Here is a 14482-nt window from a genome sequence, read left to right as displayed (position 1 = left end):
CCGATATCCTCCTAACCCTTACGGGGGCGTGTGCCCCGACGTCCTGAACCTTTCGATGGGTGCGGAGCATGATCGAGGCAGTCGGCCTGACGAAGCGCTACGGCGCCAAGACGGCCGTGTACAACCTTTCCTTCCAGGTGCGGCCGGGCGCCGTCACCGGCTTCCTCGGGCCCAACGGCTCGGGCAAGTCGACCACCATGCGGATGATCCTCGGCCTGGACAACCCCACCTCGGGGCATGTGACCATCGGCGGCTTCCCCTACCGCAAGCTGCCGAACGCGCCCCGTCAGGTCGGCGCGCTGCTCGACGCCAAGGCCGTGCACGGTGGCCGCCACGCCCGCAACCATCTGCTGTGCCTGGCCCAGCTGTCCGGCATCCCCGCCCGCCGGGTGGACGAGGTGCTCGGTGTCGTCGGCCTCCAGGACGTCGCCAGGAAGCGCTCCAAGGGCTTCTCTCTCGGCATGGGGCAGCGGCTCGGCATCGCCGCCGCGCTCCTCGGCGACCCGCAGGTGCTGCTCTTCGACGAACCGGTCAACGGTCTCGACCCCGAAGGCATCCTCTGGGTCCGCAACCTGATGAAGTCCCTCGCCGCGGAGGGCCGGACGGTCTTCGTCTCCTCGCACCTGATGAGCGAGATGGCGCTGACCGCCGACCACCTGATCGTGATCGGCCGCGGCCAGCTGCTCGCCGACATGAACATCAAGGACTTCATCTCGCACAACTCGGCCGACTTCGCCCGGGTCCGCACCCCGGACACCGAGCCCCAGCAGCGCGAGAAGCTCACCGCCGCGCTGACGGAAGCCGGCGGCCAGGTGCTGCCCGAGCAGGACGGCGCCCTGCGCGTCACCGGTCTGCCGCTGCCCCGCATCAGCGATCTCGCACACTCCGCCGACGTACGCCTGTGGGAGCTGTCGCCCCATCAGGCCTCGCTGGAGGAGGCGTACATGCGGATGACGCAGGGTGCCGTCGACTATCGCTCGACCATCGACCAGAAGGCCGGTCTCCAGCAGGAGCTGCCGCCGGGCGCCGTGCCCCAGCCGCAGATGCCGGTCGCCGGCCAGGGCCAGCCGGGCTGGTACGCCCCGCCGCCGCCCCAGCAGGGCGGGCAGCCGTTCTCGATGCCGCAGGGGCAGCCCGGCCCCTACGGCGCCCCCGCGGGCGGTGCTCCGGGCCCGTACGGCGCTCCGTCCGCACCCGCGGGCGCGGACGCCAACCCGTACGCCCAGTCCGCGCCCCAGGCGCCCGCACAGGCTCCCGCGCAACCGCCCGCCGCACCGGCTGTTCCCGTCGCTCCCGCCGCCGCACCCGACCTGACCAAGCCCGAGGACGCCCGATGAGCACGCCCCAGCCCCCGATGCCGCAGCAGGCCGCCGCTGCCCCCAACTGGCAGGCGGCGCCCGGCGCTTCGTACACCTCGCCGATCCCGGTCACCCGCACCCACATCGGTCACGCGCTCACCTCCGAGTGGACGAAGATCAAGTCGGTGCGCTCCACGATGTGGACGCTCGGTATCTTCCTGCTTCTCGTGATCGGCATCGGCTTCCTGGTCGCCGCGCAGACCACGAACGAAGACTTCAGCGATGTCCCGTACACCATCCCGGCCTTCTTCGGCCTGATGCTCGGGCAGATCTGCCTGATCACCCTGGGCGTCCTGGTGGTCTCGTCCGAGTACGGCACGGGCATGATCCGTACGACCTTCACGGCCTCCCCGCAGCGTCACCGGGTACTCGCCGCGAAGCTGATCATCTTCTTCGCGGTGGCGTTCGTCGTGTCGGCCTTCTCGATCGCGCTCGTCGGCATGATGACCTCCGGGATGCACGGCGGCTCCTCGGACGTCAGCTGGGGCGGTTCGGTGATCATGGGTGCGCTGTACGTCTCGCTGCTCGGGGCCCTCGCGCTCGCGGTCGGCTCGATGCTGCGCCACTCGGCCGGAGCGATCACCACCATGCTCGGTGTGGTGCTCGTGCCCGCGATCATGCCCGCGTTCCTGATGATGTCCGACAGCATGCGCACCATCGGCGAGAAGATGCAGGAGTACAACGCGCCCAACGCCCTCGCCCGGATCTTCCAGCTGGACACCGAGAGCGGTCACGGCGGGGCGCAGCTCGGCCTGCTCGCCGGGGTCACGGCCGCGGCGATCATCGGCGCGTTCGTGCTGCTGGAGCGCCGGGACGTGTGAGTCCGCCCCCGAAGAGGGGCGCGCAAAGGCGACGGGGCGAAGGTCTTCACGACCTTCGCCCCGTCGCCTTTGTCTTGTGACCGTCACACCCCGCCGTCGGTGGCACCGGCGTCCGCCCCGGCACCGCTGTCCGCGGGAGCCTGGTCGGCAGCGCCTTGGTCGGTGGCGCCTTGGTCGCTCGCGCCCTGGTCGGTGGCACCCTGATCGGTCGCGGTCTGATCGGTCGCGGTCTGATCGGTCGCGTCCTGCTCGGTGACGCCCTGCTCCTGACCCTGCTGATCGTCGGTACCTTGCTGCGCCGGGTCCGTGGTCTGCTGGTCGTCGGTGCCCTGCGCCGGGTCCGTGCCCTGCTGGTCACCAGTGCCCTGCGCGTCACCCGTGCCCTGCGCCGGGTCCGTGCCCTGCTGGTCGCCGGTACCCTGCGCGTCGCCAGTCCCTTGCGCGTCCGGCGGAGTCTTCTCATCGGACGGGGTCTTCTCGTCCGGCGGGGTCTTCTCGTCCGGCGGGGTCTTCTCGTCCGGCGGAGTCTTCTCGTCCGGCGGAGTCTTCTCATCGGACGGGGTCTTCTCGTCCGGCGGAGTCTTCTCGTCCGGCGGAGTCTTCTCGTCGCCCTCCTTCTTGATCCCGTCCTCGTCCTTGAACTGCTTCGGGTCGTTGATGTTGATCGTGACGTTGATATTGACGTTGTTTATGTTGACGTTCGTGATGTTGGTGACGTGCTGAACAAAGAAGCGGGGGTTGTTGCGGGTGGCCACGAAGTACCGCGGCTCATGGTTCTTGATGACGTAGTAGCACTTGTGGTGGTCGTCCCAGTAGAACTTGTAGGTCTTGTACCAGCACGAGTACTTCTGATGTTTGTGGTGCTTGAAGTGCTTGGACTTCTTGTCCCAGCAGTAGTTCTTGTGGTGACCCTTGTGTCCGTCCACCGTGGCCGCGGCCGACGTCGGGGTCATCGGGGCCGCCGTCGCGGCGGTCGCCGGCAGAATCACGGCTCCGCCGATTACGGCAGCCGACGCCGTCATCGTCGCCAGGCCGAGCAGACCCTTGGAACGAACGCCGTCACGCTTGCGGGTAATGCGAGTCATGGTTCTCTCCTCCTGAAGTGAAAGGCGCTTCCGCGCCTCCGGAGCCTCGGTTTCTTCCGGCGAGGTCCGCACTTCAAGTAGGCCCGCATCCCGCGGCAGGGTCACGCTCCGAGGATTCGGGGCTTGACGGCACACGGGACCGCAGGTAAAAGCCGCGTCGACGACCCGCAGGAGCCACCGGCACCCGCTCGACCGGGCTCCCGGGCCCCTCTAGAACCTGGGCGCGTTACGGGACCGCTGCACCCGCGAGGTACGGCGGTCCTTCGCGTTCCAGCAGGCCTTGTGCCAGTGGCGCCGCTCGTCGACGCCCGAGTGCTCCGGCCACGCCACCACATGCGGTACGCCCGAGGGGATCATCTGGTCGCAGCCGGGGCAGCGGTACGTCTTGCCCTCGGCGCTCGCGCCCGCGACGTGGCGCACGCTCCACTCCTCGCCCTGCCAGCTCTCCGTGGACTGCCAGCCGCCGTAACGATCGGCCCGGTCGTCCTCTGCGGACGCGCTGCGGCCAGGGCTGCCGGCGCCCTTCGAACGGTTGCGACGCGGGGACACGGAACACCTCACGGAGCTATACAGGGAGCAGCGGCCATGTCCAGCCTACGCGGCGCGCACAGGGGTACGCGTACTCCTCCAACCCGCACAGATCCCCCACCGGGCGGCCCATTTCGCAGACAATCCGCAAATCTCTCCGCCAGGCCGTGACTTCGGCACGTGTCACGCGGTTATGCCCGGTGGGGGAGCTCCGTGTCGGAGCCGAGGAAGCAGGAAGTGCCATGCACGTTGGAAGTTTTGTACTGGCGGCGCAGTTCCCGGGACAGGGCCACGGGGAGGCCCTGCACCGCGCGGTGCGGTCCGCCGAGGTCGCGGAGGAGGCGGGCCTCGACTCGGTCTGGCTGGCCGAACACCACTTCGTGCCGTACGGCACGTGCCCGTCGGCCGTCACGCTCGCCGCGTATCTGCTCGGCCGCACCAGCCGGATCCGGGTCGGCACGGCGGTCAGTGTGCTGCCCACCGCACATCCCGTGGCGCTCGGCGAACAGGCCGCGCTGCTGCACCTCACGTCCGGCGGACGGTTCTCGCTGGGCGTCGGGCGCGGCGGCCCCTGGGTCGACCTGGAGGTCTTCGGCTCGGGTCTCGACGCGTACGAGAAGGGGTTCCCGGAATCACTCGATCTGTTGGTGCGCTGGCTGCGCGAGCCGGCCGTGGCGAGCGACTCAGGGCGCTTCCGGTTCCGTGAAGTCCCCGTGGTTCCCCGGCCGTCGGAGGCGCTGAGCGGCGTCCCCGGTCCCGAGGTGGTCGTCGCCTGCACCTCTCCGGCGAGCGTGCGGCTCGCCGCGGAGCGCGGGCTGCCGATGCTCCTCGGCATGCATGTCGGGGACGAGGAGAAGGCCGAAATGGTGGCCCTGTGGCGGCAGTGCGCGCGTGTGGCGGGACGCCCGGCGGACGAGGTGTACGGGGCGGCCCATGTGTCCGCCGGTGTCTGCCAGATCGCGGACCGGCGCAGCGACGCCGTCGAGACGCTCGTCAAGGCCATGCCGGGCTGGCTCAAGCACGGTCTGGAGGCCCATGTGACGGTCGACGGCCGCACCCGCTCCATGCGCGACCCCCTGGCGTACACCGAACTGCTCTGCGGCCTGCACCCGGTGGGGACTCCACGCCTGTGCGCCGACCGGCTCGCGGCGACCTCGGAGCGCACCGGCATCACCCGCTTCGCCCTGCTGGTCGAAGGCTCGGGAGACCTCGCGGCGACCGAGGAGAACGTCCGCCGGCTCGGGGCCGAAGTACTGCCCCACCTCGGCTGACGTGACGCGGCCGGCCGCACGGGCCGGATGTGCGGGGAGCTTGCCGCCCCGTACGAATGCACCTCCCGCGTACGGAGCGGCAAGCCATACGGCATCACCGTGTCAGCAGTCCCGGAACTCCGGGGACTGGTTCAGCACCTGACTGCGGACGGAGGTGAAGCGTGCCAGCGTGTCGTCCACCGAGGCGTCCAGCGGGAACACCGCCACCCGGTGGCAGTTCTGGAAGGCCAGCCGCACTCCGAAGTGCCGCTGCAACGCGCCGCGAATCGCGTCACTCGCGAGCGCACGCAGCAGCTGCCCACGTGCCTGCTCGTCCGGCGGGGGCGTCTGGTTGTCGGCGAAGTTGCCGCCGTCCACCTTCAGCTGGGCCACCAGGGAGCTGATCATCTCCCACGCGTAGGGCAGGGAGGTCCGGACGCAGTCGACGAATTCAGCTTCGTCGACCTCGCCTCGCTCGGCCTGTTCGAGTAGGGCCGGTGAGACGTCGAGCGACATGGGTTCTCCTCTCGCACCCCCAGACCTCGGGGGTTGCCGGACAGGGACAGGGAATTCGCGATGTCGAACACGGTGAGTACACACACCGCGACCTCCCGTTTATACGGTAAGCAACGGACGGTGACGGCACCAGGAGAATGCGCACATAGCGAACTCCCAGTAGGGACACAATCAGCCACGACGGAACATGCGCCTTCCAGGGCGAATCGCGTGCACCCTGGCCCGTCGAGTAGCGTTGCCGACCATGCGTCTCGTCATTGCCCGCTGTTCCGTGGACTACGCGGGCCGGCTCACCGCCCATCTCCCGTCGGCCCCCCGCCTCATCCTGGTGAAGGCGGACGGCAGCGTCTCGATCCATGCCGACGACCGGGCCTACAAGCCCCTCAACTGGATGTCGCCGCCCTGCACGCTGAAGGAGGGTTCCGGTGACGAGGAAGGCACCTGGACCGTCATCAACAAGGCGGGCGAGAAGCTCATCATCACGATGGAGGAGGTCCTCCACGACTCCTCCCACGAACTCGGCGTCGATCCCGGCCTGATCAAGGACGGCGTGGAAGCTCACCTGCAGGAGCTCCTCGCCGACCGCATCGAGACGCTCGGCGAGGGCTACACGCTCATCCGCCGCGAGTACATGACGGCCATCGGCCCGGTCGACATCCTGTGCCGGGACGCGGAGGGCCGGACCGTCGCCGTGGAGATCAAGCGGCGCGGCGAGATCGACGGCGTCGAGCAACTCACCCGCTATCTGGAGCTGTTGAACCGCGACCCGCACCTCGCGCCGGTGCGCGGTGTCTTCGCCGCCCAGGAGATCAAGCCGCAGGCCCGCGTCCTCGCCACCGACCGCGGCATCGGCTGCACGGTCCTGGACTACGACGCGCTGCGCGGCATCGAGGACGACAAGCTGCGGCTGTTCTGACCCCCTGAGGGTCCCGCCGGGGCATGGGAGAGGGCCCGCACCGTCCGTGGACGGTGCGGGCCCTCTCCCATGCCCTGTGCGGTCAGATCAGCGCGCCGCCCGGCGACGCGGCGGTGCCGCCGCTCGCCGGCCCGCTGCTCTCGGGGGCGCTGGCCGTGGTGCTGGCCGGTGCGCTCGACGCGGGGCCGCTCGCGCTGTCCGACGTGGTCGGTGTCGTCGTCGGCGTGGTGGTCGTCGGCGTCTCCGTCGGAGTCGGGGTCGAGGGCGTCGTCGGGGGCTTCGACGTGGACGACGGCGGCTTCGAGGTGGACGACGGCGGCTTGGACGTGGACGACGGCGGCTTCGACGACGAGGACGGCGGCTTGGTCGACGGCTTCGAGCTGTGCGAACCGCTCGGTTCGTCGGACGGCTCGCCGCTGTCGGTCGCCGACGGCGGCGTCGGGTCGTCCGACGTGCCGTAGGTGCCGTCGGGGCCCGGGTCGGTGGGCGTGGGCACCGACCCCGTGTCGGAGTCGGAGTCGTCGTCCTTCTTCGCCTTGTCCGCGCCCAGGCTGTCGTCGTCGCCGCCCTGGGTGGCCGAGGGGTTGACGCCGACCTTCTCGGACGGGGGGTTGTCCTCGTGGTTCGAGGTCGCGCCGAGCGTCACCACGGTGCCGAGCACCGCGACGAGGAGCGCGCCGGCCCCGGCCGCCACCAGATTGCGGCGGGTGCCGCTGACCAGCCGGCCCGCGACGCCCATGGGCTTGCCCGTGGAACGGTCGGGCTCCACCCGGTGGGTGACCAGCGTCGTGGGTTCCGCGGGCGGCTCGGCGAGCACGAAGGCGGCCGGCACCCCGCCGGGCGGCGATGCCGACTCCTCGTAGCGCGCGCCGGACACCTCCTCCCCGGCAGCCGTGCTGGCGCCGGACCCGGCGGTCCCGGAGCGGTCGGCGACCAGCGCGAGGGCGCGGCGGCCCGCGACGGTGCCGCGCTTGTCGGCGAGCGCGCCGCGCAGCCCGATGGACGCCTCCAACTCCGCGCGGGCCCGGTCGAGCTGGCCTCCGCAGAGCGCGAGGATGCCCAACTCGTGGTGGAAGTAGGCCTGTTCGGCGACCTCACCGGAGAGCCGGGAGGCCTCGGAGCCGGCGCGCAGCATGCGTTCCCAGGCGCTCCAGTGCAGACCGGCGGCGAAGGCGGGCGCCGCGGTGCGGGCCAGCCGCACACCGTGGTTCTCCTCGTCCTCGTCGTCGAGCGGAGCCGTGGAGAGCGGCACGAGCACGGTCAGGGCGGCGAGCAGGGCGTCGGCCTCGGCGCACACCCGTTCCGGGGTGACCGAGGGGTGGCCGGCCCACCAGGTGTAGTGCCGGGCGGCGGTGAGCGCCCGCTCCTCCAGGTCGTCCGTGTATCCGGCGGCCTCCAGCTGGGTGAGCACGCCGGCCGCGAGCCGGTAGCGGGAGCCGACCGGGGAGACCAGCGCGCAGTTCGCGAGCTCGGCGAGCGCGGCGTCGGCGTGGGTGTCGCCGACGAGTGCGGGCAGGTGCGCCTGGTGCGGGACCTCGCCGCCGAGCGCGACGGCGAAGCGCAGGGTGGTGCGAGCCGAGTCGCTCAGCCGGGACGCGAGCAGCGCGGCGGGCGCGGCACCCTCGGCGAGCGAGGGCAGCGGTACGTCGTGGCCGTCGCCGGCGTCGAAGGGCGCGTCGACCGGCGCCTCCTGGAAGACGCCGAACTCGTCGAAGGCCTCCTCGCTGGCCCGCAGCCGGTCGCGCTGCCGCAGCAGCGCCCCGGCCTGCACGAAGCGCAGGGGCAGGCCCTCGGACTCGAACCAGAGGTCGCCGGCCCAGTTCGCCTCGTCCTCGGTCAGCTCGCGCCCCACGGCCCGTTCGAGCAGTTCCAGGCCGCCGCTGCGGTCGAGGCCGCCGAGGAGCACCTCTTCGAGGAGCGAGTCGGCGGACGGCGCGGGGACGTCGGGGGTCGCGGCGATCAGGAAGGCGCACTCGGGGGTGGCGTCGAGCAGTTCGTCGAGCGCGCTGCCGCCGATCTCGGCGTCGTCGAGGACGACGACCGCGCCGATCTCATGGACGTGCCGGAGCAGCTCTTCGTGCTCCGGGCGGTACAGGGGTGCGGAGTAGACGGCCGTGAAGAGGTCGTGCAGCAGATCGGCCGCGGTGCGCCGGTGGCCGGAGAGGCGGACGACGCCGTCGGGGGCGAGGTCCGCGCAGTCGTCGGCGACGGCGTCGAGCAGGCTTGTGCGGCCCGATCCCGAGGGGCCGGTCAGCCGGACCGAGCGCCCGCGCGCGAGGAGGCGTACGAGCCGCTCACGCTCCTCCTGGCGCTCCAGGAGCGGCAGCCGGGGCTGTGCCGGGCCGGGTGGCACCGGCGGCCGGGCGGCGCGGGCCAGCTCGGCCCGCTCGGCGGCGTTGAACTTCACCGGCGGCTGCGGCCGCTCGTTCGGCGGGCAGTTCTCTATCTCGCTGCCGTCGACGGGATTGACGGTGAGCAGGAAGTCGCCCGCGACGAGCTGGACGGTGCGGGCGAGTGCGGGCGAGTGCTGACCGAGGTCAGCGGTGAGCGGGTCACGAGGCGGGCGCGAACGAGGCGCCTGGCCGTCGTCTTCATGGCCGTACTCTTCGGGTCCCCGGTTGTTCGGGTCCATGTTCCAAGCCCCCCAAAAGCGTCGTGTGCCAAGCCCCTCCCGGCCTTGCTGCACACCGCGCTGTCGCTTCTGGTCCGGTGCCCGCTCTCAGGGTTTCGGGCGGCGGGCAGCCGAACCCTAAACCTTCGCACAGTATCTATGAACAGGCGGGGTACCGCGCCGTCCGAGACGTCACAGCTTCGTGAGGATTGTGCGCGTGGTGCCTTTAATACGCCGGTCGGGACGGGTACGAGGGCTCACACCCGGGGCAGGGAGTCGACGCCGATGCCGCCCTCGATCGCGAGGATCCGGTGCAGCCGGGTGGCGACGAGCAGGCGTTGCATCTGTGGTGGCACGCCGCGCAGCACGAGCCGTCGCCCGCACCGCCCGGCCCGTCGATGGGCTCCCATGATGACGCCGAGTCCGGTGGCGTCCCAGGAGTCCAGTTCGGACAGGTCCAGCACCAGGTCGCCGGCTCCGTCGTCGACGGCCGAGTGCAGGACGGTACGGGCGTCCGCCGCGCTGCGTACGTCGAGGCGGCCCCCGACGACCAGCTCGGCGTGGTCGCCCCTGATGTACATATGCGCTCCCCGAGAGTGCGTCTCGTACTCCGCGTTGTGTCTGTGTTGCATCGTCTGACTGGCTGAGGCCCGCAGAGGTTGCCGTCTGTAAGCGAACCGATACCGAATTCACCTCATGGAGTGATGCTCCAGAGGCTCGTGCGGATTCCGTGCCGGATGCGGCGCCCGGTGTCCGGGCGCCGCGTGGTCGTTCAGTGCTTGTAGAAGCCCTGCCCGCTCTTGCGCCCGATGTCACCGGCGTCAACCATCCGGCGCATCAGCTCCGGCGGTGCGAACTTCTCGTCCTGGGTCTCGGTGTAGATGTTGCCGGTGGCGTGCAGCAGGATGTCGACGCCCGTCAGATCGGCCGTGGCCAGCGGGCCCATGGCGTGTCCGAAGCCCAGCTTGCAGGCCAGGTCGATGTCCTCGGCGGTCGCCACGCCGGACTCGTACAGCTTCGTCGCCTCGACGACGAGGGCCGAGATGAGGCGCGTCGTGACGAAGCCGGCCACGTCGCGGTTGACGACGATGCAGGTCTTGCCGACGGACTCGGCGAACTCCCGCGCGGTGGCGAGCGCTTCGTCGCTCGTCTTGTAGCCGCGGACCAGCTCGACGAGCTGCATCATCGGCACCGGCGAGAAGAAGTGCACGCCGACGACGCGCTCCGGGCGCTCGGTGACCGCCGCGATCTTGGTGATCGGGATCGCGGAGGTGTTGGAGGCGAGGACGGCGTCGTCGCGGACGATCTTGTCGAGCGTCCGGAAGATCTCGTGCTTGACCTCGAGCTTCTCGAAGACGGCCTCGACGACGATGTCGGCGTCGGCGGCCGCGTCCAGGTCGGTGGTGGCGGTGATGCGCGCGAGCGCCGCGTCGGCGTCCGCCGCTTCCAGCTTGCCCTTGCTCACGAACTTGTCGTACGAGGCCTTGATGCCGTCGAGGCCACGGGTGAGGGCCTCGTCGGTGACGTCGCGCAGGACGACGTCCCAGCCCGCCTGCGCGGAGACCTGGGCGATGCCGGACCCCATGAGTCCGGCTCCGATGACGGCAAGCTTCCGTGCCACTCCGACTCCCCTACTGCGTTTCCCCGGGGGACGCCCCCCGGACCCCCAGCCGAAAGAAAGGTCAGCTGGGTCGACCGGCGCTGACTTCGCAAGGCGACCCGGGGTAACCCTGAGTTGCCTCTCCGGCGGACCCTAGCGCTCGTGAGGGCCTGTGTGACCGGTAAGTAATGCGCGTCACGTCTCATCTGACGGACATCACACCGGCACGGGTCATGGCGCCCCCCGTACGGCGTAGTTGAGGACCTTCTCGCTCAAAAGGTCCTCCATGTCGTCGAGGAGGACGAGCACCTCGCGTGACACTTCGCCCGGGTCGCGCCCGGCCATCATCTTCCTGCCGATGACGGACATCACGGTCTGGTGGATCCAGTTGATCTGGCCGGCCACCAGACCGGGCAGCGGGTCGTCGTCGGCCGCGCCGGTCTCCTCGCGCAGCGCCTCCTCCAGGTTGTCGAGGACCTCCTGGGCGATCGCCCACAACCGCGAACGGAGCGCGGGGGCTTCGTGGATGACGTGCATGAAGCGGGCATATCCGACCATCAGGCCGAGCCGGGGCGAGACGGCCTCCGCCTCCTCCCGCAGTTCGCGCAGGACCGCGGCGGCGGCGGACTCACCCTCGCTCCGGCCGCGCACCCAGCGCGCCAGCCGGTCGACGACACCCCGGGAGCGGTCGAGGAAGAGGTCCTCCTTGGCCGGGAAGTAGTTGTAGACGGTGTTCACGGAGACGTTCGCCGCGTCCGCGACCTCCGCCACCGTCACCGCGTCGAAGCCCCGTTCCAGGAACAGCCCCGTGGCGACGTCCGAGATGTACTGCCTGGTCTGGCGCTTCTTCCGCTCCCTGAGCCCTTCAGCCATGCCCGCATCGTAACTTTCGCTGGAGCTCCTGAAATCTTGGAGTCATTGCAAAATTTCAGTGACTCTGTTTTTCTGGGCGGCATGGCAATCATCAGTACGGCCGGCCTGGCCCGTACCTTCCAGACGAAGAGCGGCCCCGTGGAGGCGGTGCGCGGCATCGACCTCACCGTGCGGCCGGGCGAGATCCTCGGATTCCTCGGCCCGAACGGCGCGGGCAAGACGACCACGCTCCGGATGCTCACCACCCTGCTCGCGCCGACGGGCGGCGCCGCCACCGTCGCGGGCCACGACCTGGCCACCGACCCCGCCGGGGTGCGCCGGGCCTGCGGCTACGTCGCGCAGTCGGGCGGCGTCGACGGGCAGATCACCGCGCGGGAGGAACTGGTCACCCAGGGCCGCCTGTACCGCCTGCCGAAGGCCCGAGCCGTGGCGCGCGCCGAGGAACTGGCCCACGACCTCGGCCTGACGGAGCTGCTGGACCGCAGGACGTCGGCGCTGTCCGGCGGCCAGCGGCGCCGCCTGGACATCGCGATGGCCCTCACGCACCGGCCCCGGGTGCTCTTCCTGGACGAGCCGACGACCGGTCTGGACCCGGGCAGCCGCGCCGACCTCTGGGACCTGATCCGCCGTCTGCGCGACGACCACGGCACGACGGTGTTCCTCACCACCCACTATCTGGACGAGGCCGACGCCCTCTCCGACCGCCTGGTGATCGTCGACCGGGGCGTGGTCGCGGCCGAGGGCACGCCGGACGCCCTGAAACTCGCGTACGCCGGCTCGGCAGACGCCTCGCTCCAGGACACCTTCCTCGCCGTCACCGGACGCGGGCCGGCCCCGGCCGACACCGCCCCCGTAGCCGTATAGGACCGCCCCGATGCTTCTTCACGACACCGCCCTCATCTACGGCCGGTACCTGCGCCAGTCGCTGCGCTCGCGCTTCGCGCTGCTCTTCGGCGTGCTGATGCCGCTGCTCTACCTGCTGTTCTTCGGCCCCCTGCTCACCGGGCTGCCGCTGGGCGGGCGGGGCAGCTCGTGGCAGCTGCTCGTGCCCGGACTGCTGCTCCAACTCGGCCTGTTCGGCGCAGCGTTCGCGGGCTTCGCCGTCATCATCGAGAACGGCCAGGGGGTGCTGGAGCGGATGCGGGTGACGCCCGTCAGCCGGCTCGCCCTGCTGCTGGGCCGGGTGCTGCGCGACGCCACCGTCTTCGTCTTCCAGGCGGTGCTGCTGGTGCTGGCCGCGGTAGCGATGGGGCTGCGCGCCCCGCTGCCGGGCGTGCTCATCGGATTCGCGTTCGTCGCGCTGCTCACCGTCTCGCTGGGCTCGCTGTCGTACGCGATGGCGATGAAGGTCACCACCCCGCAGGAGTTCGGTCCCGCGGTCAACGCCCTGACCATGCCGTCCATGCTCCTGTCCGGCCTGATGCTGCCGATGAGCCTCGCGCCGGGCTGGCTGGACGTGCTCTCGCACTTCGTCCCGTTCCGCTATCTGGTGGACGCGGTGCGCGACGCGTACGTGGGCTCGTACGCCACGGCCCACATGCTGTACGGCGTCGTCGCGGCCCTCGCCTTCACCGCGCTCTCCGTGACGGTGGGCACACGGGTCTTCCGGACGGCCGGAGCGTAACTACGCTGGCCTCATGGTCAATCTGACACGCATCTACACCAGGACCGGCGACCAGGGCACCACGGCCCTCGGCGACATGAGCAGGGTCGCCAAGACCGACCTGCGGATCTCGGCGTACGCCGACGCCAACGAGGCGAACGCGGTGATCGGCACGGCGATCGCGCTGGGCGGGCTCGACGAGGAGATCATCACGGTCCTCACCCGTGTACAGAACGACCTGTTCGACGTGGGCGCGGACCTGTCGACGCCGGTGGTCGAGAACCCGCAGTTCCCGCCGCTGCGGGTGGAGCAGTTCTACATCGACAAGCTGGAGGCGGACTGCGACCGCTTCAACGAGCGGCTGGAGAAGCTGCGCTCCTTCATCCTGCCCGGCGGCACTCCCGGAGCGGCGCTGCTGCACCAGGCCTGCACGGTGGTCCGCCGTGCGGAACGGTCCACGTGGGCCGCGCTGGAGGTGCACGGCGAGGCCATGAACCCGCTCACCGCGACCTACCTCAACCGGCTGTCCGACCTGCTGTTCATCCTCGCCCGCACGGCGAACGGCGAGGTCGGCGACGTGCTCTGGGTCCCGGGCGGGGAGCGCTAGCCCCCACGCCCGAAGCCATCGGGACGGCGAGGGTCGCCCCGGCCGGTCCGCGTCACGCGGACCGACGTGCCGTGGGCGCCCCTCGCCTTCTTCCTTCCCGCCGGTCACCGGACCGCGCCCGTCACTTGTCGGTGCGCGCGTCCCGGTCGGCCTCCGCCGCCGCAGACTCGGCGGCGTCCACCTTCTTCTGCATGTCGGCGTACCCCGAAGGGGTCGAGGACGACGGCTCGTCCGCCGGACCCTCGTGCGCCCCGCAGCCCACGGCGAGCCCCAGGGCGAGCAGAACCGCCGGCAGGACCCGCAGCGCGCGCATCAGCTCGCTCCGTTGTCGTGGTCCGCGCACCAGGTGCGGACGTCCTTCAGATCCTTCTGCCGCTGCTGAAGCGTCGTCACCAGCGACGTGCGGAAGGTCAGCCGGTCCTTCAGGTAGGTGGCGATCTCGTCGTGACCTGCCTTCTTCGCGTTGGCCACGCGCTGCTCCAGCCGGGCGACCGAGCCACGCCTGCCCGGGCCTGCCTGGAGGCGCTTGAGCGCCCGGTCGATCCGGTGGTCGATCTTCGGCGCCCGCTTGCACAGCGCCTGCGCCCCGTCGCCCGTCGGCCCCGCCGCGGGAGAGCTCTCCGCCGAGGCCGCGCCCGTGACACCCGCGAGCAGTGCCACCGTGGCCAGCCCCGCGATGAGCGGTCGTCGTCCGTACATGTGCCTCTCCGTTCC

Annotated in this window: 16 protein-coding genes; 7 read left to right on the top strand and 9 right to left on the bottom strand. The window is 70.7% G+C overall.

Going from position 1 to position 14482, the window contains the following annotated elements; translation table 11 throughout:
- Positions 1-68 precede the first annotated feature (68 nt).
- The gene (locus tag BKI49_RS26060) at positions 69-1337 is read left to right on the top strand and encodes an ABC transporter ATP-binding protein (RefSeq protein ID WP_095936699.1); all 1269 of its coding nucleotides are present in this window, start codon (positions 69-71) and stop codon (positions 1335-1337) included.
- Positions 1334-2179 (top strand): ABC transporter permease, encoded by an 846-nt coding sequence (locus BKI49_RS26055; RefSeq protein ID WP_095936698.1) that lies wholly within the window; start codon positions 1334-1336, stop codon positions 2177-2179. The genes BKI49_RS26060 and BKI49_RS26055 overlap by 4 nt, the downstream gene beginning before the upstream one ends.
- Before the next feature lie 83 nt (positions 2180-2262).
- On the opposite strand, the gene BKI49_RS26050 is transcribed toward BKI49_RS26055, so the two are convergent.
- Positions 2263-3264 carry a hypothetical protein gene (locus tag BKI49_RS26050; protein WP_143658528.1) on the bottom strand — a complete coding sequence of 334 codons (1002 nt, stop codon included), beginning with the start codon at positions 3262-3264 and terminating at the stop codon, positions 2263-2265.
- 210 nt (positions 3265-3474) lie between these two features.
- Positions 3475-3813, bottom strand: coding sequence for an ATP/GTP-binding protein (locus BKI49_RS26045; protein WP_095936696.1), 339 nt, complete (start codon positions 3811-3813; stop codon positions 3475-3477).
- Positions 3814-4034: 221 nt separating this feature from the next.
- On the opposite strand from BKI49_RS26045, the gene BKI49_RS26040 reads away from it, so the two are divergent.
- The gene (locus BKI49_RS26040; protein ID WP_095936695.1) at positions 4035-5063 is read left to right on the top strand and encodes an LLM class flavin-dependent oxidoreductase; all 1029 of its coding nucleotides are present in this window, start codon (positions 4035-4037) and stop codon (positions 5061-5063) included.
- Positions 5064-5165: 102 nt separating this feature from the next.
- Here the strand turns inward: BKI49_RS26040 and BKI49_RS26035 are convergent, their stop codons facing one another.
- A complete protein-coding gene (locus BKI49_RS26035; protein ID WP_028804246.1) occupies positions 5166-5558 on the bottom strand; it encodes an SCO5389 family protein in 393 nt (130 codons plus the stop codon).
- A 244-nt stretch (positions 5559-5802) separates the two neighbouring features.
- Here BKI49_RS26035 and nucS point away from each other — a divergent pair, with 244 nt between their 5' ends.
- Positions 5803-6474, top strand: coding sequence for an endonuclease NucS (gene nucS, locus BKI49_RS26030; RefSeq protein ID WP_095936694.1), 672 nt, complete (start codon positions 5803-5805; stop codon positions 6472-6474).
- Between the two features lie 82 nt (positions 6475-6556).
- On the opposite strand, the gene BKI49_RS26025 is transcribed toward nucS, so the two are convergent.
- The 4 genes from BKI49_RS26025 to BKI49_RS26010 all read right to left on the bottom strand — a co-directional run bounded on the left by BKI49_RS26025 (position 6557) and on the right by BKI49_RS26010 (position 11558).
- The gene (locus BKI49_RS26025; protein ID WP_095936693.1) at positions 6557-9106 is read right to left on the bottom strand and encodes an ATP-binding protein; all 2550 of its coding nucleotides are present in this window, start codon (positions 9104-9106) and stop codon (positions 6557-6559) included.
- 236 nt (positions 9107-9342) lie between these two features.
- Positions 9343-9666: an STAS domain-containing protein gene (locus BKI49_RS26020; protein WP_028804243.1), complete on the bottom strand. Its 324-nt coding sequence runs from the start codon at positions 9664-9666 to the stop codon at positions 9343-9345.
- 191 nt (positions 9667-9857) lie between these two features.
- On the bottom strand, positions 9858-10706 hold the full coding sequence (locus tag BKI49_RS26015; protein WP_095936692.1) for a 3-hydroxyacyl-CoA dehydrogenase family protein: 849 nt from the start codon (positions 10704-10706) through the stop codon (positions 9858-9860).
- A 210-nt stretch (positions 10707-10916) separates the two neighbouring features.
- Positions 10917-11558, bottom strand: a complete 642-nt coding sequence (locus BKI49_RS26010; protein WP_095936691.1) for a TetR/AcrR family transcriptional regulator — start codon at positions 11556-11558, stop codon at positions 10917-10919.
- Between the two features lie 81 nt (positions 11559-11639).
- Between BKI49_RS26010 and BKI49_RS26005 the strand changes: the two genes are divergently transcribed.
- Genes BKI49_RS26005 through BKI49_RS25995 form a run of 3 tightly spaced genes read left to right on the top strand, consistent with a single transcriptional unit; the run spans position 11640 to position 13768 of the window.
- Positions 11640-12422 (top strand): ABC transporter ATP-binding protein, encoded by a 783-nt coding sequence (locus BKI49_RS26005; RefSeq protein ID WP_095936690.1) that lies wholly within the window; start codon positions 11640-11642, stop codon positions 12420-12422.
- A gap of 10 nt (positions 12423-12432) precedes the next feature.
- Positions 12433-13182: an ABC transporter permease gene (locus BKI49_RS26000; RefSeq protein WP_095936689.1), complete on the top strand. Its 750-nt coding sequence runs from the start codon at positions 12433-12435 to the stop codon at positions 13180-13182.
- A 13-nt stretch (positions 13183-13195) separates the two neighbouring features.
- Positions 13196-13768 (top strand): cob(I)yrinic acid a,c-diamide adenosyltransferase, encoded by a 573-nt coding sequence (locus BKI49_RS25995; protein WP_028804238.1) that lies wholly within the window; start codon positions 13196-13198, stop codon positions 13766-13768.
- A gap of 121 nt (positions 13769-13889) precedes the next feature.
- Here the strand turns inward: BKI49_RS25995 and BKI49_RS25990 are convergent, their stop codons facing one another.
- Together BKI49_RS25990 and BKI49_RS25985 are read right to left on the bottom strand one after the other, a co-directional pair.
- Positions 13890-14081 carry a hypothetical protein gene (locus tag BKI49_RS25990; protein ID WP_095936688.1) on the bottom strand — a complete coding sequence of 64 codons (192 nt, stop codon included), beginning with the start codon at positions 14079-14081 and terminating at the stop codon, positions 13890-13892.
- Entirely contained in the window at positions 14081-14467 is a 387-nt protein-coding gene (locus BKI49_RS25985; protein ID WP_095936687.1) for a hypothetical protein, read from the bottom strand. Before BKI49_RS25985 ends, BKI49_RS25990 begins: the two co-directional genes overlap by 1 nt.
- Positions 14468-14482 lie beyond the last annotated feature (15 nt).

The sequence above is a fragment of the Streptomyces sp. Tue6028 genome (assembly GCF_002300165.1).
GTDB lineage: Bacteria > Actinomycetota > Actinomycetes > Streptomycetales > Streptomycetaceae > Streptomyces > Streptomyces siamensis.
Note: the sequence above shows the minus strand (reverse complement) of the source record. Positions and strands in the feature narration are given on the sequence as shown.